The organism is Paenibacillus sp. FSL R5-0519, from assembly GCF_037974275.1.
GTDB lineage: Bacteria > Bacillota > Bacilli > Paenibacillales > Paenibacillaceae > Paenibacillus.
The window spans coordinates 5,757,057-5,782,241 of the sequence record NZ_CP150234.1; the positions used below are offsets into that span (position 1 = coordinate 5,757,057).

At 46.6% G+C, this 25,185-nt stretch carries 20 protein-coding genes; 4 read left to right on the top strand and 16 right to left on the bottom strand.

Features of this window, described 5'->3' with window-relative positions; genetic code table 11:
- Positions 1–14: 14 nt before the first annotated feature.
- Both MKY73_RS25855 and MKY73_RS25860 read right to left on the bottom strand, forming a co-directional pair.
- Positions 15–632 carry a DUF47 family protein gene (locus MKY73_RS25855; RefSeq protein WP_062836231.1) on the bottom strand — a complete coding sequence of 206 codons (618 nt, stop codon included), beginning with the start codon at positions 630–632 and terminating at the stop codon, positions 15–17.
- Positions 633–948: 316 nt separating this feature from the next.
- Positions 949–2,025 (bottom strand): DUF3048 domain-containing protein, encoded by a 1,077-nt coding sequence (locus tag MKY73_RS25860; protein ID WP_339304149.1) that lies wholly within the window; start codon positions 2,023–2,025, stop codon positions 949–951.
- 337 nt (positions 2,026–2,362) lie between these two features.
- Between MKY73_RS25860 and MKY73_RS25865 the strand changes: the two genes are divergently transcribed.
- The gene (locus tag MKY73_RS25865; protein ID WP_339304151.1) at positions 2,363–2,902 is read left to right on the top strand and encodes a DoxX family protein; all 540 of its coding nucleotides are present in this window, start codon (positions 2,363–2,365) and stop codon (positions 2,900–2,902) included.
- A gap of 154 nt (positions 2,903–3,056) precedes the next feature.
- The gene (locus MKY73_RS25870; RefSeq protein WP_017690673.1) at positions 3,057–3,269 is read left to right on the top strand and encodes a hypothetical protein; all 213 of its coding nucleotides are present in this window, start codon (positions 3,057–3,059) and stop codon (positions 3,267–3,269) included.
- Between the two features lie 167 nt (positions 3,270–3,436).
- Here MKY73_RS25870 and MKY73_RS25875 read toward each other — a convergent pair whose 3' ends face one another.
- From MKY73_RS25875 to MKY73_RS25885, 3 genes are all read right to left on the bottom strand, one after another.
- Entirely contained in the window at positions 3,437–4,222 is a 786-nt protein-coding gene (locus MKY73_RS25875; protein WP_339304153.1) for a class III extradiol ring-cleavage dioxygenase, read from the bottom strand.
- A 103-nt stretch (positions 4,223–4,325) separates the two neighbouring features.
- Entirely contained in the window at positions 4,326–5,156 is an 831-nt protein-coding gene (locus MKY73_RS25880; protein ID WP_339239500.1) for an alpha/beta fold hydrolase, read from the bottom strand.
- A gap of 261 nt (positions 5,157–5,417) precedes the next feature.
- A complete protein-coding gene (locus MKY73_RS25885) occupies positions 5,418–5,651 on the bottom strand; it encodes a hypothetical protein (RefSeq protein WP_124118563.1) in 234 nt (77 codons plus the stop codon).
- A gap of 412 nt (positions 5,652–6,063) precedes the next feature.
- Between MKY73_RS25885 and MKY73_RS25890 the strand changes: the two genes are divergently transcribed.
- Positions 6,064–6,876 carry a DUF1129 family protein gene (locus MKY73_RS25890; RefSeq protein WP_339304154.1) on the top strand — a complete coding sequence of 271 codons (813 nt, stop codon included), beginning with the start codon at positions 6,064–6,066 and terminating at the stop codon, positions 6,874–6,876.
- 28 nt (positions 6,877–6,904) lie between these two features.
- On the opposite strand, the gene MKY73_RS25895 is transcribed toward MKY73_RS25890, so the two are convergent.
- The gene (locus MKY73_RS25895; RefSeq protein ID WP_339304155.1) at positions 6,905–7,810 is read right to left on the bottom strand and encodes an AraC family transcriptional regulator; all 906 of its coding nucleotides are present in this window, start codon (positions 7,808–7,810) and stop codon (positions 6,905–6,907) included.
- A gap of 297 nt (positions 7,811–8,107) precedes the next feature.
- The gene (locus tag MKY73_RS25900) at positions 8,108–11,188 is read right to left on the bottom strand and encodes a copper amine oxidase N-terminal domain-containing protein (RefSeq protein ID WP_339304157.1); all 3,081 of its coding nucleotides are present in this window, start codon (positions 11,186–11,188) and stop codon (positions 8,108–8,110) included.
- A 316-nt stretch (positions 11,189–11,504) separates the two neighbouring features.
- Here MKY73_RS25900 and MKY73_RS25905 point away from each other — a divergent pair, with 316 nt between their 5' ends.
- On the top strand, positions 11,505–12,473 hold the full coding sequence (locus MKY73_RS25905) for a hypothetical protein (protein WP_339304158.1): 969 nt from the start codon (positions 11,505–11,507) through the stop codon (positions 12,471–12,473).
- Between the two features lie 125 nt (positions 12,474–12,598).
- Here MKY73_RS25905 and MKY73_RS25910 read toward each other — a convergent pair whose 3' ends face one another.
- From MKY73_RS25910 to purD, 9 genes are all read right to left on the bottom strand, one after another.
- Positions 12,599–13,183, bottom strand: a complete 585-nt coding sequence (locus MKY73_RS25910; RefSeq protein WP_339304160.1) for a GNAT family N-acetyltransferase — start codon at positions 13,181–13,183, stop codon at positions 12,599–12,601.
- 50 nt (positions 13,184–13,233) lie between these two features.
- Positions 13,234–14,526, bottom strand: coding sequence for a threonine ammonia-lyase IlvA (gene ilvA / locus MKY73_RS25915; protein WP_339304161.1), 1,293 nt, complete (start codon positions 14,524–14,526; stop codon positions 13,234–13,236).
- Positions 14,527–14,816: 290 nt separating this feature from the next.
- Positions 14,817–15,707, bottom strand: a complete 891-nt coding sequence (locus tag MKY73_RS25920; protein WP_339304163.1) for an alpha/beta hydrolase — start codon at positions 15,705–15,707, stop codon at positions 14,817–14,819.
- A gap of 369 nt (positions 15,708–16,076) precedes the next feature.
- Positions 16,077–18,368, bottom strand: a complete 2,292-nt coding sequence (locus MKY73_RS25925; RefSeq protein WP_339304164.1) for a glycoside hydrolase family 3 C-terminal domain-containing protein — start codon at positions 18,366–18,368, stop codon at positions 16,077–16,079.
- A 217-nt stretch (positions 18,369–18,585) separates the two neighbouring features.
- Positions 18,586–19,191 (bottom strand): alpha/beta hydrolase, encoded by a 606-nt coding sequence (locus MKY73_RS25930; RefSeq protein ID WP_339308760.1) that lies wholly within the window; start codon positions 19,189–19,191, stop codon positions 18,586–18,588.
- A gap of 14 nt (positions 19,192–19,205) precedes the next feature.
- Positions 19,206–20,159, bottom strand: coding sequence for a ring-cleaving dioxygenase (locus MKY73_RS25935; protein ID WP_339308761.1), 954 nt, complete (start codon positions 20,157–20,159; stop codon positions 19,206–19,208).
- A 265-nt stretch (positions 20,160–20,424) separates the two neighbouring features.
- Positions 20,425–21,507, bottom strand: coding sequence for a hemolysin family protein (locus MKY73_RS25940; protein WP_339258782.1), 1,083 nt, complete (start codon positions 21,505–21,507; stop codon positions 20,425–20,427).
- 243 nt (positions 21,508–21,750) lie between these two features.
- A complete protein-coding gene (locus MKY73_RS25945) occupies positions 21,751–23,088 on the bottom strand; it encodes a hemolysin family protein (protein ID WP_339304166.1) in 1,338 nt (445 codons plus the stop codon).
- 716 nt (positions 23,089–23,804) lie between these two features.
- Complete coding sequence (gene purD, locus MKY73_RS25950; RefSeq protein WP_339304168.1) at positions 23,805–25,070, bottom strand: phosphoribosylamine--glycine ligase; 1,266 nt, start codon at positions 25,068–25,070, stop codon at positions 23,805–23,807.
- Between the last annotated feature and the right edge of the window lie 115 nt (positions 25,071–25,185).

Sequence of the window (25,185 nt, forward strand, 5' to 3'; positions counted from 1 at the left end):
TATTCTCTGGCTCCTTAAGAATTACGCATGATGATGGATTCGAGCACATTGGCCACGTGTTCACAAGCATCCGTTGTTGTCTCAAGACGCTCGTAAATTTCCTTACGTTTGATCAATTCAATCGGATCAGGAACGGTAGCGAAAAGGTTCTTGATACACATGCGCAACACTTCATCACCCTGATTTTCCAGATCATTCAATCGAATCGTGTACTCACGAATCGCCAGCAATTTTTTCTGAGACAGCAAATGAATAGCCTTCTGAATTTCGTAAGCCGATTGGCGCAAAATTTCAGCAAATTGCACGATATATTCGTCAGGATCCGTCAGTTGGTACATATAGAAACGGGAAGCCGTTGCTTCAAGTCCGTCCAATACGTCATCAAGTGTTGTTGTCAGCTCCATAATATCATCGCGTTCGATCGGCGTGATAAACGTTTTGTTGAGTTCCGTAATGATTGTGTGCACATAGTCATCACATTGGGACTCGTACTTCTTCATTTCATTGGCAAAAAGAGTCACATCCTGAAGGTTGGAAACATGCTGGGAGAAATAATCTGCCGCTTGAACAACCGTATCTGCCATGTTCTCCAGTGTCTCAAAAAATATATCCTTCTTCTTCTTAAGCTTCATAGCCCTATCCCCTTTACGGAAAAAATTGCCGATAACCGATGAAACATGAAATGACAACCTTTGATATCTTATCATATTTGTTTCATGGTTTGTACAAAAGGTGTGATCCTTTTTTATATTCTTATCACATTAATCTGAAATGAATCTTAATTATTTGGAATAATGGTAAATTCAAGTCAAGATTTTACACTGCGTTTACAATTCGACATCCAAAGACAGAATCGACACGATTCTATTTTTCACGCCAAGATACAATATAACGCCTTTTCGATAACAAAATGCATACCTGTTTCATTGTTTTCTTTCATTACATCTTTTATTGCTGCACAGCCAGCTTCACATGACTGGAGAATTCCGGTTGATTGGGAACAATGCTGATAAAGGTTTTACCCGGCACAAGAGCAACTTCACTGCCATCCTGAACAAACCGGATAATATCCCCCTGTTTCTTCACCCACTGCCCACGAATCATTTTGCCCTTCTGGAACAACATGGCTTCCCCGCCCTGTTCCAAATTGACGGACAACCGACCTACACTATCGAGCACCTTGTGATCTGCACCTGCCACAATGATATTTGCTGCGCCAAGTGCAGTCCCATTATCCAGATCCTGATCTGCCTTACCATTCACCATTCTCATATATCGTCCGCTAACTTCATCATAATCATACGTCACCCGGTAACTATCCAATAAATAATGGATGTCGAATTGCTTCACTGCCTCTCCTGCGGATGTTGCACCTTCTTCGTTATAGATGTATACGGGAGATTTAAACTCATGGCTATAACCCTTGATGTCTGCCCCTTCTCTTAACTTCTCCGCTGAAGTATACAGATTGTGCGGCGCTTTACGATCCTTGGAACGCCAGAAGTAAGGCCCTCCATTTGAGATTTCATCCATATGCTGTTTCTGCTGCCTTTGCAAAATGGAATACGCCTCCGGACTGCCTCCGGCATGAACAAGCACCCCATCATAACTCTCACCAAGCTCAATCAGATATGGACGTATACTGCGAACAGGTCCAACCGTCTCAGCACCGCCTTCACTCTGAAAGATGGCTATAAACCGGGTAATGCCTCCCTCTGCGAGGACTTCAAGAATGATATCGGCGGAACTCAGACCCGATTGGGGCCGAGCCGCTGGTGCATTATTAATCATGACGGCAAGGGGACGACGCGTAATCGCTTCATCTACAGGCAGACCTGTAAGAGGCGCTGTGTAGAGAGAAGCGTTGGACTCCTCCACAGTCTGTTCTTCCTGTACAGGTGCAGGTGTCGGTTCTGGCTGAAGTGGCATCTGAGAAGCCTCCTGGTTTTGGCAGGCAACAAGACTCAATGAGAGAATAAACAGGGATGCAGCCGATGCTGCTTTGTTCCATTTAAAAAGCTTCAATATAGGACCTCCTGAACGATATGGCCTGGTTCTAAGTTGTGATATATGTCTCATGTGGGCAACCATTTCACGTATTTCTTTCCATTTAATCACACCCCATCCGATTTGTCTGCGCCCAGGAGGCCTTGATACAGCGAGAAATTCGCATTTGAAACAGCGAATAGCGAGAAAAATATGTCCTAAATGTGAACTTCTCAAACCTTACTTAAAATTTGAACTAGATTGTGATTTTAATCACAAACAAAACGACTTTTGGACTATACAATAAAGACATCAAAGGTGATCACTTAGAAAAACAAAAACAACACACACTAGATTCCATGAAGGAGTGGTTCATATGTTCAGCACAAACCAATGGCTTAGAGAAAACAAAGTGGCAATGTGGATTTTAACAGTACTTCGGGTGTATATCGGTTACGATTGGATGACTCACGGATGGAGCAAATTAACTGGCGGATTCGAAGCTGGTGGGTTCCTTGCAGGAGCACTGGAAAAAACAACGGGTGATCATCCGGCAGTTCAAGCATGGTGGGGAACGTTCCTTGAGAAATTCGCAGTACCAAACGCAGGACTGTTCGACTTCGTTATCCCTTTGGGTGAATTCCTTGTAGGTTTGGGTCTCATCCTTGGCTGCTTCACTACACTGGCAGCACTGATGGCAATGGTCATGAACTTCGCGTTCCTCTTCTCGGGAACAGTAAGCACAAACGCTCAACTGGTTGTAATGGAAATCTTCATCGTTGTTGCTGGTGCAAATGCAGGTAAAATCGGTCTGGATCACTGGGTACTGCCTTACCTTCGCGGATTGATCACTCGTAACAAAGGTAATCACCCAAAAGACACACCAACGATTAGCCCAACTCATAAAACAGCTTAAACAATAATTTACAACGCTGCCGCCCTGCTCTCCATCCCCCGGAGAGCAGGGCTTTTTACTTTTCAAGATATCCTGAATGTCCTGACTGACTTGCCCATCCACAGAAAATCATATTATGATGAACATAAAGTTGAACTTCAAAGGAGTACACGATATGCCGACCCAGCGACGTCTTGAGACCGATGCAGACTTCCAGGAAGCCATGAATATGAAGTATAAGGTTCGCGTTTTTAAAGATAATCACCAGATTGACTCGGGTGGCATTATTATCCGTTTTGACAGCAATACCGTAGTTGTACAATCCAGTGTCAGTGAACTTGCTTATCATTCGCGTACAGACTGTGAATTGTTCGAAATCCGCAAATAAAGATCCATTGCATGCATAAGTCCTCGTATTGAAAAAAGGTTCCTTTAGCCCATCAAGGGTCTACAGGAACCTTCTTTTATTTATATATTGTAATGGTATACATTAACACATGTTATCCGTACCCAACTTGTTTCTAACACCATATTCAGGCTGTTGTCTGTTCCAAGTTACACGCCGTCTCCAAACTGCCAGCAGTTCAAACTGAGCGTTCCATAAGGGTAAGACTGGAATAGACGCTTCGCTGATCGAGACATATCCGCTGTACCCATCGCGTAGAACAAAGGCGCAAGGTGTTCTGTCCCATACGACGGCACTGCCATACGTGCATGAGGGGCTTTTTTCTCATATTGAAACAGTTCTCTTGTGTTCCACTGCTCCAAGCGATCCCCAATCCAGTTATCGAATTCCACCGCCCACTCCTGCGGTTCATCCGTATCGCCCAGCATACGTAAATTGTGAACCGTTCCACCGCTGCCAATGATCAGCACATCATCATGACGCAGCTGTTCCAGCATTCGGCCAATATCATACTGTTCCTGCGGCGTACGCAGCGAGTCTACAGATACAGCGATCACAGGGATATTCGCTTCGGGATACATATGGAGCAACGGTACCCATACGCCATGATCCAATCCCCGGCCTCGAATCGGCTGATGCGCGAGATTGCTGCGGGTGAACAAAGCACATATCTCGTTCGCCAGATCTGGCTGCCCGGATGCAGGGTATTCCATCGTATACATCGTAGAAGGAAATCCATAAAAGTCATGCAAGGTCTGATGTGTATCATCCATCGTCACGGACGGTTCAGGACAATCCCAATGTGCCGTAAATACGACAATGGCTTTCGGAGCCGGCAGCCTGTCTCCAAGCTGGTTCAAGAAGTGAGTGTAGTCATTGCTCTCCACCGCCAGAGCGGGAGAACCATGCGCAATGAAAAGTGCGGGTAATGTCATTGCTGCCAACCTCCAGACACGGATAGAATGCTTACTCTTCTATTTTACCCCTAAGAAGGCGCTTTTCCAAGCTGACATCCCCATACCGTTGCAATCCTGCCATTTATATCATCCAGTGCTGCCAATCCTGCTCGATCTTCTGACGTTCACCCAGCCACTCTCTGGTACGCGTAATTAGCTGTTCCCGCTCTTTACCTGAAGAGAAGGTATGATCGCCCTGGAAGATGATCTCCTTGTCGCAACGCCCTTCCTGACGCATCCAGAATACCTTTTGATACAGGAACGCGTAGTCTACAGGAATAATCTCATCTGACGTGCCATGCATGACGAGAACATCACCGCTAAACTTAACTGCTTCCTGGAATGGTTGATGTTCAGCGAGAGATTCGAAGAAGGTAGGTGTGAATTTGTATCCGAGATAATCAGCCGCACCCAGTTTCACGCCTTCATCGTAGACTTCCCGTCCCGTAATCTTCACGATATCATTGAATGGATAACCCACGGAGGACCACATCACCAGATTCTTGACACGTTTATCGCGCACAGCTGTTAGTAATGCAACGGCACCACCCAGACTATGACCAATCAGCGTTACGCGTGTAGGATCTACATCACTGCAATTCACCGCGTAATCCAGCACCGAGCGGGTCTGCAGCACCATGGACTCCAGTCCCTCCGCTCCATACTCCCCGCTGCTCTCTCCGCAACCGATATAATCGAAACGCAGAACCAGATAACCGTCTTCAGCCAGCTCACGGGCAGTCTTTACAAACAAACGGTCCACACCGATCCGACTACCCACGAAACCGTGGCAGATGACTGCCAGAGGTACGCGCTGCTGACTCTTCTCCTCCTTGATATCTTTCACAACCGGATAGTGAATCGTGGCTGTTAATTCTTCCTGTCCATGACGGATACTGATCTGACGTTCCATACCGATTTCCCCTTTCCACGCTTAGCCTGTTAAGTTTCATTTATTATATATATATAATCCGATAAGTTTAGTGTGTATTAAGATGTTATTCATATATTATCATCCCGTAACCTGCAAGTCAACGTAAGGAAGAACCCTTTCTACGTCGAATGCCAGTCTTCATTTTATCGGATGATAAGCGCAAAAAAATGAGCCATGCTGATGACAGCTGGCCCGGATATCTTTTATCTTTTTGGAATTCAAACCAAGGGTTTCAGGACGTTATTCGTAGCTTCTGCGGAACATCTCGTGGGTCTCCACCCGTCCATTCCACTCATGCTCATGACCCGAATCACTGTTGTCCCAGAAACTTCTTCCCTTCAAGTTGCCATCTGTCAGTTCTTCTGCATACTCCGTGTCCTCCAGATTCTCCTCAAAGGATACAACCTCGTCCACAACTCCACGGGAGTTGCTGTTCAGTAGCAGCTTACGCGTCAAATCTGTTTGTTTGTCCATAACAAGCACACTCCAATCTTGGATTTCTGTTGGAAATGCTACTATTGTGATGGAATCGGCTGCTCTTTATGCATACTTCACACAATCGTTAGATCTGTGATGCCTGAAGGTATTTTTTCACATGAATGGGGGAAAATAAACGAACAATCGTTGGCAGCATATCCCTCGGAATCCTTCTGCCGAAAGGAATGAATTCATGGTACATTTATTGGAATGGATTCAACATCACGGTAAACTGGTACTGTTATGCACCTGTGTCATTCTGGCCTGTGTGGGCATCTGGGCCAACCATGAGCAGCTTTTTAATAAGGAATGACTTTGCGAAACGAGAGCCCTTCCCGTATACTAAAATACCGTCAGGGTCTTCAGATAACTGGAAGATCAGAACGTGTGTAGACAGGGGGAGCAATCATTGGGGATTTCCTATAAGAAACTGAAAGAAATACAGAATCGGCAAATAACCGAGATGAGTCGTATGACACCTGAACATGTGAAATTGTATGACGAGATCAGCACCATTGCGCGTCATGCACCAGCGGACGAGAGAACACAGGAAGAATGGATTCTCTCCGCAGGAAAAGCGATCGTACAGGCTCAGCGGGATAACAAACCCGCTCGCGAGCTATACGGACCTGATCTGGAACAAGACATCCATTCACAGCTCGGGATAACAGATACAGCACCGAAGAAGACGGCTGCCACTGAGGTGGGTACATCCACTCCAACCCGTGGTCAGAATGCATCAGCTTCATCGAAAAAGAAAGCCAACGATGCTGAACCACAGCCAGCGGAGAATGCCGAGCCAGCGAAACGGACACCAAAGTGGTATGCCATGATTGCATGGGCCGCACTGTCTTTTGTCATGCTGATCCAAGGATGTGCAGGATTGTTCGTGGGTTGGACTGGTGGAGATACGGAAGCGTTCCAACACATCAGCCTATTCTCCTTAATCGTAGCCGCCGTTGGCGGAATCGCATTGGTAGAGATGCTCCGCCGCCTTGCTGAGCGACCAGACGATGAAGGAGCCGACAGAAATAAGGTACCGAAGGTCAATATTCGGGGAATCATCATCTATATCGTGGTCGTGGTACTCGTGCTGTTTGTCGGGTATCCGCTCCGTGATAAACTTCCGGTATTCGCACTAGCTCCATGGGTGAGTGCGGTAATCGGCATTGTTGGGCTTGCAACGTTAAGGCCTTTATTCGGTCAAAAGAAAACAGCATAACACGCGTTATATCATCAATTAAGGGGCCTCACGAATTCGTGAGGTCTTTTTCCTTTTGGAGCTGGTGCCTATGTTTGATTCCTTTGCCTGGTGTTTCTCCAAACTCCCGCTTGAACATCCGGATAAAATAGTTCACTTCCATGCCGATGGTTTCTGCCGCCTCTCGCACGCTTGCGCTTGGGTGCTTGTTCAACCAGTCCGAAGCCTTCTGCAACCGCAATCGCTGCATATATTGATGTCCTGTCACGCCATAATGATGATGAAACAATCGATTGAGATGCTGCACCGAATAACCCACTGCGTCAGCGACATGCCTCAATAACAGGTCATCCTGATAATGCGTATGCATCAATGCTACTGCTCGGACGAGTGCATCCTTGCCCATATCGGACTCCTGATTCGAACGTGTTACTATCTCCTCCTGCACCATAGATGATCCAATATCCACACGACCGACATCCGATGCAATTTTTGATTGTGCTATATCCAAAATGAGCTGGTAGATCAGAGTTGAAGTGTTCCACATTTCCGTTGCTCCTTGATCCAGCGCGTGCCACAGATCTGCTAACCGCGACCAGATGAATTCAAAACTGGAGATGGGATACGGCTCGTTCTGAAGCAAACCCGAGCTATGAAGTATCGATCCAGCCGATTCACCGCCAATACCGATATAACCAAGTTCTCCTTTGGATTTGGAAAGAGGCACATACTCATGCGCAACCTTGGGTTCCACGATGAATAACTGCCCTGCTCCCATCGTCCACGTCCCTTTTCCCGAAATCCTGAACTGTCCCTCACCACCCCGTGACAAAAACAACTGATATACCGGAAATCCATCCGGTCTATGCAGAACTTTCGCTTCCTGCGTGCCCACACAATACAGGTACAGTGGCAACCGGGAATCCGGCTGGCCCGTCAAACGAAACGCAAGCATTCCATCATTCCTTTCGGCTCATAGGCTTCTAGCTTATTCCTTCTATTATCCATCGGGTCGTCCTATTGCAGCAATGGTCTAAGGAACCTTTTTGGCGACAAGATTTTCAAAACGCAAGTTGCCACGAGGACGTTAAACGGTATCTAAGAGGGAATGATAAAAACTCCCTTTCCGTATAGAAAGGGAGTTAATTAATTCGAATTCCTAAAATTCAATTATCCATTATGAATTTCTTTCAACCACGTTTTCTTATCTAAATTCATGAACCCTGTATAGAGGATGGCTCTTAATGGCAGTTCACTGACCAGTCCCAGAAGGAGCCGGTAAAATCTCAAATGCTTCTGATGTACTGACGGAAGTATATTTCGTCGGCTCACTTACCACTGAGACTACCAAAACTTTGTATTTTCCTACTCCAAAAGTGGCATCATCTGAATCCTTGGCGGAAATTCCAATATCCACTGTTGCTAAAGGATTACCACCCGTACTAACATCTTTTAAAGCTTTCCCAGTAGTTCCTGAGCTTCCCTCTTCTTTAACGATATACACATCGTAGCGAGCAATGCCTGCTTCATTTGGTTTAGTGAAACTTACACTAATGGAAGAAGCACTTACAGTTGCTTTTAGATCTTTTACACTCTCAACAGGCGTAATTGTCTGTTTCTTCGCATTAATCGTGAATGTAGATGAAGCCAAACTTGATTCACGATTATTATCGTTTGATTCAGATAAAATATACACCGTGTATGATTTGCCTGCTTCAATTTTTTGACCATTGATATCAGACAGTACACTCGGAAGTGTGGCAGTGCCTCCAGATGTTTCCACAGATTTTATTGTATTGGAGTTGTTTTCTTTCGCTATGTTCTTCGCTACATTGAGCCCAAATGCGCTTCCTGTCGGAGCAACCATAACAACATAACGTCCGATCCCTACTTTGGAATCTGGTTCCGTGTATGTCAAAGTCACATCCGTTACATCTCCAGCTGCTTGCTCTTCTTTCTTAACTTCAACATTAGTGATTTTAACTTTCCCAACTTCACCAGTTACAGACAACCTAAGATCATAATAGACCGTAGATAGAGCATTCGAAATAGTACCGGTATTGCTCACCGCCAGTACAAATATACGATAGTCTTCATCATTTCGAATATCTGCGCCATCTGTCGTTCTTGCATTATTTAAAGTCAAAGTGTAGTTTCCGCTTCCTCCAGTTTTACTCTGGGGAATAAAATTAGGATTTCGATTCGCTTCTGCCAGATCAAATCCACTTACATTCGTTTTCTTTACTACAAACACACGGTAGTGATGAACGTTAGTCTCATTCGCCGATCTATTAAACGTCACACTTATGTCGCTACCATTGCCATTATCGCCAATATCCTTTGCTGTGATGCTTGTTGGTGCAGTCAACACAGCAGTTTTAGATAATGTGATTAATGAAGAATAACTAGACAGTGCATTCTGGCTAGCATTCCCACTGTTGCTCACCGATACAACAAATACACGATAACTCACACCTTCTTGGACTTTAGAACCGCTTGTATCATATGCATTCGGAAGCGTAACGGACAGGTTACCACCTGTTTTGTTCACCTGTGTATAGTTGTTCGATGCATTAGCTGCGCTCAGCGTGAAGCTGCCCACATTAGCGGAACGAACGACATATACTCGATAGGCAGAGATTCTGGATTCATCCGCAGCTTTGTTGAACGAAACCCGCAGATCACGGCCATCACCGTAGTCACTAATATCCGCAACAGCCAGGTTGCTAATAACTCCAGCGTTACCGTTCGTTGTAAGTCTCAGCACAGTGGAGGAAGCTGACAGCGCATTGGTGTATCCATTTTGCTGATTGCCCACCGCCATCACGAAGATACGATAATCTTGCAGATTCGTTACGTTATAACCACTTGTGTCCTTCATGGATGAAGGCAATGTCGTTGTAATGTTGTTGCCTGTTTTGTTCACCGTATAGTACAGACTGGAGGACAGATTGCTTGCTGTCGTCAGATTGAAGTTGCTGGCAACCGAGTTACGCACCACGAAGACGCGATAATTCGCCACCTTGGACTCATCCGATGAACGGTTGAAGCTCACCTGGATATCACGTCCATCTCCATAATCCGAGTTGTCTCTCACCTGTGTAATCACTGGAGACGTTGCTGTGTTCACGGACAGGGTAAGTGAAGAAGATGCTGCGGACAGCTTGCTGTCTGTTGTTGTATTTGTGCTTACAGACAAGATGTATACTACATATGCTGTACCGCTCTTGATCAATTCGCCGGACGTATCCCGAGTCGAAGAAGTCAGCTGGCTTTTCACTGCGGTACTGTTTCCTTTGTATATGATCGTGGAGTTAGCACTGGACACTTTGTTCGCCGCAGCCAGATTGAACGCAGAAGAGTCCTTCGCTTTGACAACAAATGCACGATAATACGTAATGTTCGATGTTGTGCTCGGCTGCGTGAAGTTAATCTCCAGATCACGGCCATCGCCATAGTCACTAATATCTGCGGCACGCAGACTTGTAACTGCCTGTACTGTGGATTTCACAATATTGAGCTTCAATGCCTGGGAAGACCAGTTCAATGCATTTTTATAATTATTGTTGCTGTTACCAACAGTCAGAACATACAGGCGATACGTCTCGTTGCTATTAAGCAAATCACCGTTTACGTCACGCGTCTGTGCATTAAGCGTCAGTTTCGGGTTGCTGCCATTCGGTGTTACAGATGTATAGTTCGCAGAAGGTACTGCCGATGCTGCCGACTCCGTGAAGGTATTCACATCGCGTGTTTTCACCAACATAATCCGGTAAGCAGAGACCGCCTTCTCCGACGTTGGACGTGTGAAGCTCACGGTCAGGTCACGACCATCCCCGTTACTTCCGGATACCGAACCATAGATGTTCCATGCAGCATATTGTGTCTCATCCACTGGTGGCGTTACCGTTGTCTTGATATCTACACGCTGATTGCGCGAGTTCCAGAATACTTTTTCTCCAAAAGCTTCACTGACAAAACGAATCGGAACCATCGTGTTGCCCTTAATCGTGTTTGCAGGTACATCCAGCGATATCGCTTCCCCGTTGATGTATGCCGTTTTGGAACCGAGTGTCAATGTAACTTCCTGATCGTCGCGAGTTGCAACAATCGTTTTGGTTCTGTTCGTGTACTGTACCTTCGCATCCAATCCTTCAAAAATCGACCGCAGCGGAACCAGTACGCGTCCACCTTTCATCACAGGTGCCTGAGCAGATGATAACTCTGCATCATTAATATATATGCTGATCCTCGCAGCTGCATCCATAACCGACGTTGGAAGTGCGGACATCAGCATGGCCGATACAGCCAGCGCTGACATTACCTTCTTCACTTGTTTTCCTCCCGCTTTCCTCATATCCCATATCCCCATTCTCGCATGTAGTTAACATCGAAATAGATTCGTTGTTCTTTTCATTCATTCCTGTATTTACCTGTGCACAACTAAGACGTTCCGATCAGCTCAAAAGTTTCCAGTTGTACAAAAAATATTTTCGCAGAAATCTTCCTCTATCTTCCACCCTCCAAAAGTTAAAAATAACAGAAAAATTTGTCACTATTCCGCAACCACATCCTGCCCCAATTACGTTAATGTATAGTGACTAGTGAACAACGCCTATCATTTTCTTAACTACGGGAGGTTCATATCCATGACATCATCGTTTCAATCTGCCAAACGTAAAGGCATGCGTACCTTCATTACAGCAACCGCCGTCCTCATGCTGATCCAAACGGCTGTAGCCCCATTATCCGGAGTTGCTTCTGCCGCTTCTTCCAGTACAGATTCCAAAGTCACAACTGCCAGTTCAACAACCATATATCAAACATTTCAATCCATGCTCTACAAAAAAAACGGCCTGCCTGCCGCGGATATTTATCTCGAATCTCATATCAAAAAAGTAACAAAACATCACGCCACCCTGATGGTGCTTCAATTGGAGAATGCTCGCCTGAAGGCGCTGGGTGCCATGACGGACCGCCTGCTCGTTCCTAACGTTCAGGACAAGATGATCAATGCTTACAAGATGAACGATAGCTTCACCAAACTTATGGAGCGTACCCAGGACTCCGATCTGCGTGCACTTCTAAAAGAATCCCGTGACAGCGGCTACCGTCTCGTGATGCTCGAAGGCTCTCTCTATCCCATAATGAATTATGCGGCATTCGTGAAATATACCTCTGTCATTAAAGAGGATATCTCAAGCTACATCCATATCATGACAAAGGAAACGAAAAACTTGCCTGCGGATGACGGTGCTCTGGTCATTGGCTATCAGGAAATTCTCCTTCGAGCACTCAGCCAGGAAAAATTTTTGGAACTCTATCCGAAATCAAATCGGGCCAAGCAGGTGCATAATCTGTTAAACAGTTATACCCTGTATACTTTTTATGGGCTGAACAACACACCGCTGTTTGATTATGACACGAACAAAATGGTGGCGAACGCCCAAAGAGGCTACAACGGTGTCTTGCAGCGTCTTGCATCCGTTGATAGTGAGTTCCTGACTAAGCTGGTTGCTTTTATGGCCGTGGTTAAGGAATCGAAGTATGAGAAAACGGCTGCAGTCGAGAAATGGCTGGAGCAGCATGTGCCGGTCAGCGATTATGCCAATTATTGAGTTAATCTGTTCCTTGTCACATTAATATTGAGGCCTAAATATTTAGGCTACGCTACAACATATCATTACGACAAAAACCGCCACAGGATCTCCCTGTAGCGGTTTCTTCTTGGTTTCTTGCTCTATTAAAGTGGCTTGACCATATGATTATACTCATGTCCTGCGATGACAATGACATCGTCTTTGACATATCCCTGCCGTTCATAGAGCATTAGCGCACGGCCATTGTCCCGTTCTACAATCAGGGATACCTGCGAGTGACCCAGATCTCTGCCCTGCTGCTCAAAAGCAGCCATCAGTGCCCGGCCGATGCCCTGCCCCTGATAAGCTTCACTTACCGAGAGAGTATCCAGATAATACTCACCCGGGCGGGTTTCTTTAACCAAAGTATACTTCTCATCCCGACTTCGTCCAGGGCGATTCAGAATCGGCTGGTCCAGACGATCCGCTTCACCGCCATCATAGGCTACGAGAATTCCCGCCACAAGTCCATCCTGCTCCATCACTGTCACATGACGATAGCTAATCCGATTGTCTTCCTGTACATAGAAATCCTGCAAAATCTGCATTGCCTTCTCATGATCCACCTCACCCGCAAGCGCGTAAGCAATATCTCCTATCGCCTGGTACAGCAACGGAATGACTTGATCAGCATCTTCGATGTTCCCTGGTCTGATCAGAGGAGATGTTTCTTGGTGATCTGATTGCATACTTCATTTCACCTCCGACTGCATGTCTGACTGCCTTGTTGAATAATTCATCAGATTAACATGTTGAACAGATTCAGGTTTTTGTTCAGCTCGGTATAGGCGATACCTTTGCGGTTCATACGTTCAATGAGCGGTTGGTAATCTTCCTTGTACATCAGCTCAATGCCCACGAGGGCAGGGCCATTTTCCTTATCATGCTTCTTCGTATATTCAAACCGGGTGATATCATCATTCTTCCCTAGAACTTCCTCCAGGAATTCACGTAATGCTCCTGCACGCTGTGGGAAATTAACCATGAAATAATACTTCAGACCTTCGTAGATCAGAGAACGTTCTTTGATCTCCTGCATCCGGTCAATATCGTTATTCCCGCCACTGATGACACAGACCACCGTCTTGCCCACAATTTGCTCACGATACTGCTCCAGCGCCGCAACTGCCAAGGAACCGGCAGGCTCAACCACGATTGCATTTTCATTATATAGTTCCAGAATGGTTGTGCAGGCTTTGCCTTCCGGCACTTTCACAATGTCATCAAGTATACTGCTGCAGATATCATAGGTCAGGTCGCCAACTCGCTTCACCGCTGCGCCATCCACGAATTTATCAATATCATCCAGCGTTACAACCTGTTTACGGAACATCGCCTCACTCATGGAGGCTGCCCCAAGTGGCTCAACACCAATGATGCGTGTCTCCGGACTCACAGTCTTCATGTAGGTTCCCACACCGGCCGCCAGTCCTCCGCCACCAATCGTCACGAACACATAGTCGGCATTCTCATCGAGACTTTCCATGATTTCCATCGCTACCGTACCATTACCTGCAATAATCTTCGGTTGATCAAACGGATGGATGAACGTCATGCCCTGTTCGTCACATGCACGCATCGCTTCAGCATACGCATCATCATACGTATCCCCGATCAGCACCACATCAACGTTGTCACCGCCAAAACGTCTTACCTGTTTCACCTTTTGGTTCGGGGTTGTACTCGGCATGAAGATTTTGCCGTTAATTCCAAGGGCATTACAGCTAAAAGCGACGCCTTGGGCATGGTTGCCCGCACTTGCACAGACAATACCCTTCTCCATCTCGGCTGGTGTCAGACTGCGAATCATATTATAGGCACCCCGAATTTTGAACGAGCGCACCACTTGAAGGTCTTCCCTTTTCAGATACACATTACAGTTATATTTGGCCGACAATACAGCGTCCCGCTGCAACGGCGTTCTTACAATGACCTCACGCAGCACATGATGTGCACGCACGATATCTTCCATGCCAACACTGGCACGGCCGGGATTTGTGGTTCCCGTTGGTTCTTGTTCAACTGGTTTCATGTTGTCTCCACACTCCGCTTTTATGGTCTATATAAGTTGAACAACGTTTATTTACACTGAAACTACGATGACAGAACAACCCTCCAATCGCTGTTATCCCCAGATTTTTTCGATTCCCTTTCTAAAGGGAAAAATCCGGTGATAGCTTATGCTTCCGATGCAGCTTTCTTTCAGAAAGCTTTTAGGCGAACGCTCCGCTTTTTCAGGTTCTTTCTGTCCTCTTCGTTATCGTGTAAATGGCTAATTCAACTTATCTAGCAATGTCGCGCACTGCTTTTCTTTGTATTGTATCACTTTTGTTCTGATCTTGCGCCTGAGCTCACTTCATTTATCATTCGTACAATTTCATCGATAATGACCTGAGGGTCTGTATATATAACCATATGTCCCGATTGATCTGCCCCAATCCATCTTGCATTGGATAGCTTGCTCACCGTCTGGCGATGCGCCTTGATGAGTGCAGGTCTGATTTTCCCCTCTCCCTTACCCGGTTTCGTACCCGAGATCACGCTGACTTCCAGATTACCCAGAGCCGGAGGATGTTCCAGCAGCGCTGCCATGTCACTCAGAAATGTTTTGCCCTCCGCAAGCATCGTGCTGGCTGCTCGTACAGTAAAATCTTCCTTGAGGTGATCCGCCGCCACATCGTCAGGCTGAATGCTTCCCGCTTTGCTGCCGAGCAACTTATATAAACCCGTACGTGCCATGATTGGAATAAGGAAACCATTGAAGGCAAAGCTCATCTTAGTAAGTTTGGAAAAATACATTTTGCAATGCTCGTCTGATGGATCTACCAGAATAATGCCACGTAATCGAGACAGATGTGCAGCCGCCGCAGCCCGTACGATCGGACCTCCCCAGCTATGTCCAACCAGAATGAAAGGCCCCGGACCCAGCGCAGTCAGCAGTTCCCCAAGGTCACCTGCAATGCGTTCAAGGCTACGTGAAGCCGAGTCCATATCACTTCGTCCCGCCCCTGCCCTGTCATACACGACGGCGCGTGCATGCTCAGCAATGGCTGGTGCAACTAATCCCCAGTTCGATCTGGAGGCACCCATACCGGATTCAAATACAACCGTAAGTTCTCCTGTTCCCCTGGACATATAATGTAATTTGCGACCATCGCGGGTCTCCACAAACGCACTTGAGCCAAACGTATGTGAGCTAGAGTTAGGATTCATCTTCTCCTCCTGATTACATCCATAGTCATCGTTCACCGATCTAATTGAAAATGATTATCAATTACTCCATTATAGAATACTCCATCCTTTACCACAACCATGTTGCTTCATCAATGTTACAGCCGTCCTGTCGTTTCTATCACTTTCTGTTGCATTGCATGGATTATCCCCTATCCCACCGTTCCGTTCTCCCTCTTTTCCCTTATGAAAAAGAAAACCCGATCCATAATCAGATCGGGTAACTGTACCAGCCACTATGCGGCTGGTCCTCACATACACCTTCTTGTTGCTTCGTGCGCAGTTCCTCCACGGATTGCACATTCGCTTATTCTAAGGATGGATGAATACTCGATTTAAGGCTGCTGCCCCTTATCCCCGAATACCATGATCCTTGTTGTTCAGCTGCTCCAGAAGCTCGTTCATCGCTTCTTCCGTCATGGCCCCACCGCTAAACGCAACCAGTGCACGCAGCGGCATATATTTCATCATTGCATCCATCATATCCGCATGGTCACCCGCATCCTCACCGCCAAATCCACTGGCCTCCTGGAATTGCTGCAAAGCCTGTTCGAGCAGCTTTTTATGGGCCGGATCACGCTGGATATCCCCCAATGTACTATTACGCGTATAAGTTGGAAGGAATGTCGCTGTGGACTCTACATTCACCCGTGTCTGCACATGAATGTCCCGTGAGGAACTGCCCACTTGAATCTCGAACTCTCCAGTCTCCACATGCCAGTCTTTCATATCCACATTGTAATAGGCGAATGAACGCTTGTTTAGTGTAAAGCTCACTACTTTTGACTCTCCCGGTTCAAGCGCTACTTTGGCAAAAGCCTTCAGTTCTTTGACTGGGCGAATCACTGTGCTCTCCACGTCGCTGACATATAGTTGTACAATCTCCTTGCCCGCTCTGTCTCCGGTATTGGTGACCCGAACTTGCACATTCAACTCATCCTGATCGGTCAGTTCCGTGCGATCTACCTTCAGGTCGGCATATTCAAATGTTGTATAACTCAGTCCATAACCAAACGGGAACAGGGGCTCCAGCTCTTTTTTGTCATAATAGCGGTAACCCACAAAGATACCTTCCCGATAATCGACACGATCCCCTTCGCCCGGGAAGTTCAGATAAGATGGATTATGGCTGAGTTTGGCAGGGAACGTCTCTGCCAGTTTGCCGGACGGATTCACCTCTCCGTACAACAGATCGGCTATCGCTCCACCAACCGCCTGTCCGCCAAGATACGCTTCGAGCACCGCTTGCACCTTCGGCAGCCAAGGCATCTCTACTGGAGATCCGTTGCTCAGAACCACGACGACACGTGATTGAACCTTCGCAATCTCTTCGATCAACCGAATATGATTGTCAGGCAGGCGCAGATGGGAACGATCATACCCTTCGGATTCATAACGATCCGGCAATCCAACGAACACTACAGCGGTATCCGCCGACTTCGCTGCCTGAACAGCCTCATGCATCAATGTCTCATCCACATCATCCGCTTCAATCCAATAACCTGGGGCATAGGAGAAGGTTACACCTTCGCCAGCCACCTGTGTCATCTCTTCCACAATATCATCCACTTTGGTTGGATTAATGTGGGAACTGCCACCGCCCTGGAAGCGGGGTTTACGCGCAAATGCTCCGATTAACGCCACTTTTCCTGCACGCCCCAGCGGCAGGATACCTTCTTCATTTTTCAACAAAACCATACTCTCGCCTGCCACCTTGCGCGCAAGTCGGTGATGCTCATCCTTATTATATGTAGCCCCTTCTTGCTTTTGATCAACGGCATTGAAGATCAGCGTAAGCAGACGCTCCACCGCCCGATCTAGCTTGTCCAGCGGCAATTGTCCGCTCTCTACGGCATCAATCACTTTACGCTCACCGATTCCGCCGCTTGCTGGCATCTCCAGTTCAAGTCCTGCTGCAAGGGCGTCTGCACGTTCATTAACCGCACCCCAGTCTGATACCACGAGCCCTTCGTGTCCCCATTCCTCTTTCAGGATATCCGTCAGCAACCATTCATTCTCACCTGCATACGTGCCGTTCACCTTGTTGTAGGAACACATCACCGTCCACGGCTGTCCATCCTTCACCGCACCTTCGAAGCTCGCCAGATAAATCTCGCGCAACGTCCGTTCATCTACCACCGCATCAATCGACATGCGCCGTTCTTCCTGATTATTGACTGCAAAGTGTTTGAGAGACGTACCCACGCCCTGACTCTGCACACCCTGAATATGACCGGTAGCCATCTGTGTAGATAACAACGGATCTTCGGAAAAGTATTCAAAATTACGTCCGCCCAGTGGGGAACGTTTAATATTCACACCCGGCCCAAGCAATACCGCTACATCCTCAGCCTGACATTCCTCACCCAAGGCTACTCCGACCTGACGCGCCAGATCCTTGTCCCATGAACTAGCCAGTCCTGCCGCAGACGGGAAACAGGTTGCGGGCACGCTCGACGTCAGACCGAGATGATCTGCACTGCTATCCTGCTTGCGTAGCCCATGAGGTCCGTCCGTCACCATGATGGAAGGAATGCCAAGACGCTCCACCCCTTTCAGATGCCAAAAGTCCAGCCCCGAGCACATACCCGCTTTCTCCTCCAGTGTCATCCGCTGTACCAGTTCCTTGATGTTACGTTCCACATTAACCCCTCCAGTTCATGATGTCGTGCATAGCTATATAAAATAAGCATACAAGGTTATCTATCACACATTCAAATGTTTACCCGGTTCGTACCGTTTACATAACACCAGTCAATCATTTCCTCCGCCTATCGATGATCAAATTAAAATGGAAAAACAGCCCGATCTTCACGATCAGGCTGTCTCTATCTGTTTCATAACCGTCACTCCACCGCGCTTACGCCTGTGTCTTAAACCAAACTGCCGCAGCTTCTGCCTCGGTACGAGTCAACTGATGACCCTGACGCTCCCAATGCGTGTTTACATCGGCACCTGCACCGCTAAGCAGCGAAGCAAGTTCCTCCGTTTCACGTCTTGGTACAATTGGATCATTCTCGCCTGCACCAATGAATACAGGCAGACCTTTCAGATCCGGCAATTCCAGTCCACGCAGCGGTACCATCGGGTGATGCAGAATCGCACCTTTGAAAACATCCGCTTGATGGAAGATCAGGCTTGCAGCAATGTTGGCACCGTTAGAGTATCCCAGTGCATACACATTGGACCGATCGAACCCGTATTCCACCGCAGCTGCATCTACAAAAGATCCCAGCTCTGCCGTACGAGCAATCAGATCTTCTTCATCAAAAATACCTTCGGCCAAGCGGCGGAAGAAACGGGGCATCCCGTTCTCCGATACGTTACCCCGTACCCCAAGGATGCCAGCTCCTGGCGCAATCATCTCCGCAAGACCGATCAGATCGTTCTCAGTCCCGCCTGTACCGTGAAGCAACAAAATTGTTGGCGCATCCGCCTGAGCACCTGCTTTATAGATATGTTTCATTGTATTGGTTGTAGTCATGATTTGGACTCTCCCTTCCATTCACGTACTTCAATTCGTGGCAACAATTGTTCAATCTGCTCGCGCTGTGGTTCATACCATTCAGGCAACATCAGTTTCTCCCCCATGCTCTCTGCCGGTTCATCCCGTGCAAATCCCGGAGGATCGGTAGCCAGTTCGAAAAGTATGCCTCCCGGCTCCCGGAAATACACAGCGTTGAAGTATTGACGGTCGATGACTGGCGTTGGATGATACCCGGATTGTTCAAGATCCTGCTGAATTTGCTCATGCTCCGTGTAGTCTTTGGCACGCCATGCAATATGGTGAACCGTTCCGGCTCCGCCAATCCCGCGTTGAATGCCTGTAGACTGAATGTCAATGATCTGGCCAATATCGCCGCTTGCCTGTAGACGAAGGAGTCCGTTCTCTTCCCCAACCTGCTCCAGACCGAGTTTGCTCACCAATACATCCATGGTTTTCTCAGGAACGTGGCTGAACAATACCGCACCGCCGAATCCTTTGATGGCATGCTCCGGTGTCACACCGTTGAAACTCCAGCTGCTTGGCTGGCCACCTTCGCGCTCAACCAGTTCAAGCAACAGGCCACCTTTATCGAAGAAACGAATGTACTGCTCACCGAATCTGGTTTTATCTTCATACGGAATGTCGAAGGAAGTAAGACGTTCTTTCCAGAAAGGCAAGCTTCCTACAGGTACCGCATATACGGTAACTCCAGTCTGACCTGAACCAATAACACCTCTTCTTGAATTCTGCTGTGGGAAAAAGGTGATGATTGTGCCCGGTGCACCCTGCTCATTCCCATAATACAAGTGATACACGTCTGGTGCATCAAAGTTAATTGTTTTTTTTACCAATCTGAGACCCAACACGCCTGCGTAAAAATCAACGTTTTTCTGTGCATCGTCTACAAAAGCTGTAATGTGATGAATGCCTGAAGTTCTGAACATAATCTCCACTCCCTTGGTTTTAGTAATATCATAAGTTAGATGCGCTTCTTTTATTTATTGTATTGATTTTGTTATTTATCTTTAATTTAAGATTCTTTAAATTTATATTAATCCATTGCACTACAATATGCAAGCATTTATTTTAAAATTAAGATGCAAACCAAAAAACAGGCCCCGAGCACCTCGGGAACCTGCTTATCGTTATAACAATTACGTTGCTTTACTTAGATACTTCGTTAATGCTGTAATTTCTTTTTAACACTGCTGCTTAAACCAATTTCATTCTTTTTGGAGGATTCACCAGATCTTTGTGCTCGTATTCATCCTTGATATCTCCGACAATCTCTTCAAGGATATCCTCCATCGTAACCATACCTACCGTAACACCTGCCTCGTTTTTCACGGTTGCAATGTGTACACGGCTTTGCTGCATCTGAATCAGCACGTCCTTGATCGGAGAACGCTCGGAGAAACTCGGCGTATTATGGACAAATGTCTCCATATTAAAGGCACGGCCTGCAGCCACACTTGTCAGCATTTCTTTCGTGTTGATGAAACCAACAAAATGCGTCTGATCTCCATTTGCAATAACAGGATATCTCGTGTATTCATGTCGATTCAGCGTCTCAATGATCTGATCAAGCGGCATTTCTTTATTCAAGGTAACGATTTTGTCTCTTGGAATCATGATCTCCTGAAGCAAACGCTCATCAAAAGCAAAAATATTCTTCAGATAATCCAGCTCCGTCTGGTTGATCTCGCCACTCTCATAGCTCTGTGCCATAATCAGCTTCAGCTCTTCTTCCGAGTGAACGGTATCATGCCCAGCAGGTTTTACACCAAAGATGCCAAGCAACAGACGAGCAGCTCCATTCAGCGCGTAGATGAACGGATTCATGATTTTACCGAACCAGTACAATGGTGGTGCCAGCAACAGCGTCATTCTCTCTGCAAACTGAATCGCCAGTGTTTTCGGTGCCAACTCACCAATAACCACGTGCAGGAACGTAATAATCGCGAGAGCAATACCATAGGAAAGCACGGTAGACAACGCCGCTGGCACTTCCATGCGCTCAAATAGCGGGTGCAGCATTTTCTCAACGGTAGGTTCACCCAAGGCTCCCAATACGAGCGCCGTAATGGTAATCCCCAATTGACATGCCGACAGATAATAATCCAGGTTGTGCGCCACTTTTTTGGCCAGTACTGCCTTTTTGTTACCTTCCGAGATCAATTGATCGATTCGGGACATCCGTACTTTAAGAATTGCAAATTCAGCTCCAACGAAAAAGGCTGTCAGACCGATAAATACGGCTACTAAAAATAAATTCAAGGCTATTATTCCGTCCAATGATTTCCCTCAGGTTGAGGGATTCACCTCCAAGTAAAATTTATATTAAGGTTGCACGAGTGACGTTCCGGTGACGGCTCGTTCTTCCGATCGCCATTGCCTCCCAATTTCCCTGATTGTTGTTTTCAAAGGTTTACAATTGGTCTGCAAACGCGAACGCTACACTTCTTCAGAATCGATTCCGTCCCATACACTGCTACGTTATCGCAAAAACATTTAAATTTTTAAAATTTCCGGCTAAGATTACGTCAGATCGCTAGCAGCTTCCTCAACCTCAGCGCCGCTCACTCGTTCCAGAAGAACTTGCTTGATGTGATAGTTCTCGGCGTCCACAACGGTCCAGACATAATCTCCGTGTTCTACCGTGTCGCCTTTTTCCACACCTACACCCTTCTGGTATTGAATCCATCCGGCCACCGTATCCATCTCTTCATTTCCTTCAAAGCTAAGTCCAAACTGCCGCTCCACTTCATCCAAAAGCACCCGGCCATTAATCAGATATTGATTCTCTCCGGTCTCCTGGATATCAGCCACCTCATCGGCATCGAATTCATCCCGAATCTCACCGACCAGTTCCTCCAGAATATCCTCCATCGTAATGATTCCTGAAGTACCACCGTATTCATCCACGACTACAGCCATGTGTACACGTTCCTGCTGCATTTTAATCATCGCATCCTGGATACGTGTAACTTCGGAAACAAACGGGATCTCACGAACGAACTCGCTCAGTTGATACGATCTTGCGGCAACCATGTCCGGCAAAATCTTTTTCACATTCACAACGCCGATAATGCGGTCCTTGTCCCCATCCTCAATGACAGGGTAACGTGAATAGTTATGTTCATCCAATATAGGAATAATATCGTCATAGGTCATATCCTGATTCAAAGTCACCAGTTCCGTACGTGGGACCATGATGTCTTTGGCATCACGTTCATCGAACACAAATACATTTTCCAGATATGAAAGCTTGGTCTTGTTGTCCTCGTCCCCTTCATAACTCTGGTTCATGATGATTTTGATCTCATCTTCCGAGTAGGCTTGATCATGTTCAGCAGGCTTCACACCGAATCCCCGCAAAATAACACGTGAGGCTCCATTGAGCGCCCAGATGAACGGATACATGATTTTACCAAACCAATATAAAGGTGGTGAGAGCAATAACGTCAGCTTTTCCGAAAACTGAATCGCCAATGTTTTAGGTGCCATCTCACCAACAACCACATGCAAAAACGTGACGAGGATAAAGGCAATTGCATAGGAAGCGATTGACGAAATTGAAGCAGGTACATCTAAATAATTGAATACCGGGTATAACAATCTCTCAACCGTCGGTTTTCCGAGTGCTCCCAGTCCCAGAGCGGTGACTGTAATACCGAGCTGACAGGCTGACAGATAATAATCCAGGTCCGAGACAACTTTTTTGGCAAGTACGGCCTTTTTATTGCCCTCGGCAACCAGTTGATCCACTCTTGATGTACGAATTTTGACTACAGCGAACTCCGATGCCACGAAAAATGCAGTCAATGCAATCAAGATAATAAGTAAAGCGATATTCAATATGGTAATTATGTCCAATGATTTCCCCGGTTCTCAGGGATTCACCTCCAGAGATAGTTACAGTGTGATCCGTTAACTACGTTAACCATTCATCAACTGTTATTCTTTCAACACGACGTCTGCCTTATATAAAATCGATTTCAATGATAATTTTTGTATAAGTCTTACGTTTGACCTTGTAAAATTACAAAACAGGAATTCAAGATGAAGTCAATGACTTGCAGAAACTTCTTCATTCAAATCGGGTTACCCCTCATGCTGTCAATTGTTCCTCGCTTAACTCCACCTAGATTCGCCATTTGGACAATTTACAATATCGCCTACCCAATAGATATCCACCTCCCCTCGTACTCATTCCTGTTTCCGAAAAGTATACCATGTTTCCCTCTCAACCATCCAGTTGCACGTTATGGTTTGGAACAAGGTTACAGTATAATGTTCACAAATTAGTCTCTATGTATGTTACGTACTTTATATAATATGATGGTTATTACCTCATAATGTGATATTGTTCACAAGTTTAGTATAGTCCAATTTCTAAAAATACTACCCTGTACCTCAGGGCATTAAACATACCTGAACATCCAGGTTTAATCCTGTTTCGTCTCTTTCCCCTATCCTTCACCTATGGACAAGTCCGATCGTTTACACAAGATACATCTATATACGAAGCAAAGAGCCCGCAGGATGCAAATACCTTTCCGGCACACATCTTTACGGACTCTTTGTTCATTCTATACCAGTGCTTTAGCAGCAATATCCGTCCGCTGATGTTTGCCATCGAATTGGATATGCTCCGCCTGTGCATAGGCTTTGTTTCTAGCTTCGGCAATATCAGCACCAAGGCCCACAACGCCCAGAATCCGTCCACCGTTGGTGACCCAGTCTCCTGCTTCATTACGCGCTGTACCTGCGTGGAATACAACCGCATCATCCACATGATCCAGTCCTTCAATGACTACACCTTTGGCATAAGGACCCGGATATCCACCTGAAGCAAGTACCACACATACAGCGGCTTCATCGCTCCATTCAATCTCAATATCGGCCAGCTTGCCATGAACAGTGGCCCAGAAGATCTCAAACAAATCACTCTTCAAACGTGGCAAAACCACTTGTGTTTCCGGATCACCGAAACGTGCGTTGAACTCAATCGTTTTGGGTTTGCCATCGGGCGAGATCATCAGTCCGGCAAACAGTACACCCTGGAATGGACGTCCCTCGGACACCATTGCTTTAGCCGTTGGTTTGATGATCGTCTCCACGGCTTCCTCAATAATGGAAGCCGGGATATGTGGCAATGGTGAATATGTCCCCATACCGCCTGTGTTTGGCCCCTGATCATTGTCGAATACGGGTTTGTGATCCTGTGCTGCGGCCATCGGACGAACGGTCTCCCCATCGACAAAAGCCAGAATGGACATTTCCTGCCCTGCAAGGAATTCCTCGATGATCACTTTCGCTCCTGCTTCACCAAACACTTTATCCACCATGATGCTGCGAAGTGCCTGATCAGCCTCATCACGGGAATAAGCTACCGTCACTCCTTTGCCCGCTGCCAGTCCATCTGCCTTGATGACAACCGGAATGGCTTGCTCATTCAGGTATGCTTGAGCCTGTTCGTAATTGTCGAATTTCTCATAGGCTGCGGTTGGAATGTTGTATTTGTGCAGCAGATCCTTCATAAACGTTTTACTTCCCTCGATCTCTGCTGCATTGCGACGAGGTCCAAATACCGGAATACCTGTAGAATCAAATGCATCCACGATTCCATCCGCCAACGGATCATCCGGGCCAATAACCACCAGACCTACTTTAAGCTCTACAGCAAGAGCCGTTAGTTTATCGAATTCATTTACCGCAATGGCATGACACTCAGCCAGCTGAGCAATGCCTGCATTTCCCGGTGCACAGTGAATCTTGTCTACCTTTGGACTCTTCGCCAGCGCCCAGATGATTGCATGTTCCCGGCCACCGCCGCCTACTACCAGAATATCCATTCGTTCTGTTCCCCTCCGTACATAACTGAATTTGTTACGCTATTGCGTGTTAAAAACCTAAAAAAGAGGGGGTGTACCATAAGTCATTAACATGACAGGCGACACCCCTTATTAA

Bases quoted from the DNA above. Each gene is read 5' to 3' on its own strand.
- ilvA (WP_339304161.1), bottom strand. From the start codon at position 14,526: ATGAAACCAGTTGAACAAGAACCAACGGGAACCACAAATCCCGGCCGT.
- purD (WP_339304168.1), bottom strand. From the start codon at position 25,070: ATGGATATTCTGGTAGTAGGCGGCGGTGGCCGGGAACATGCAATCATC.
- MKY73_RS25885 (WP_124118563.1), bottom strand. From the start codon at position 5,651: ATGGACAAACAAACAGATTTGACGCGTAAGCTGCTACTGAACAGCAAC.
- MKY73_RS25895 (WP_339304155.1), bottom strand. From the start codon at position 7,810: ATGCTTGCGTTTCGTTTGACGGGCCAGCCGGATTCCCGGTTGCCACTG.
- MKY73_RS25855 (WP_062836231.1), bottom strand. From the start codon at position 632: ATGAAGCTTAAGAAGAAGAAGGATATATTTTTTGAGACACTGGAGAAC.
- MKY73_RS25875 (WP_339304153.1), bottom strand. From the start codon at position 4,222: ATGACATTACCCGCACTTTTCATTGCGCATGGTTCTCCCGCTCTGGCG.
- MKY73_RS25920 (WP_339304163.1), bottom strand. From the start codon at position 15,707: ATGAATCCTAACTCTAGCTCACATACGTTTGGCTCAAGTGCGTTTGTG.
- MKY73_RS25870 (WP_017690673.1), top strand. From the start codon at position 3,057: ATGCCGACCCAGCGACGTCTTGAGACCGATGCAGACTTCCAGGAAGCC.
- MKY73_RS25865 (WP_339304151.1), top strand. From the start codon at position 2,363: ATGTTCAGCACAAACCAATGGCTTAGAGAAAACAAAGTGGCAATGTGG.
- MKY73_RS25910 (WP_339304160.1), bottom strand. From the start codon at position 13,183: ATGCAATCAGATCACCAAGAAACATCTCCTCTGATCAGACCAGGGAAC.
- MKY73_RS25930 (WP_339308760.1), bottom strand. From the start codon at position 19,191: ATGAAACATATCTATAAAGCAGGTGCTCAGGCGGATGCGCCAACAATT.
- MKY73_RS25905 (WP_339304158.1), top strand. From the start codon at position 11,505: ATGACATCATCGTTTCAATCTGCCAAACGTAAAGGCATGCGTACCTTC.
- MKY73_RS25880 (WP_339239500.1), bottom strand. From the start codon at position 5,156: ATGGAACGTCAGATCAGTATCCGTCATGGACAGGAAGAATTAACAGCC.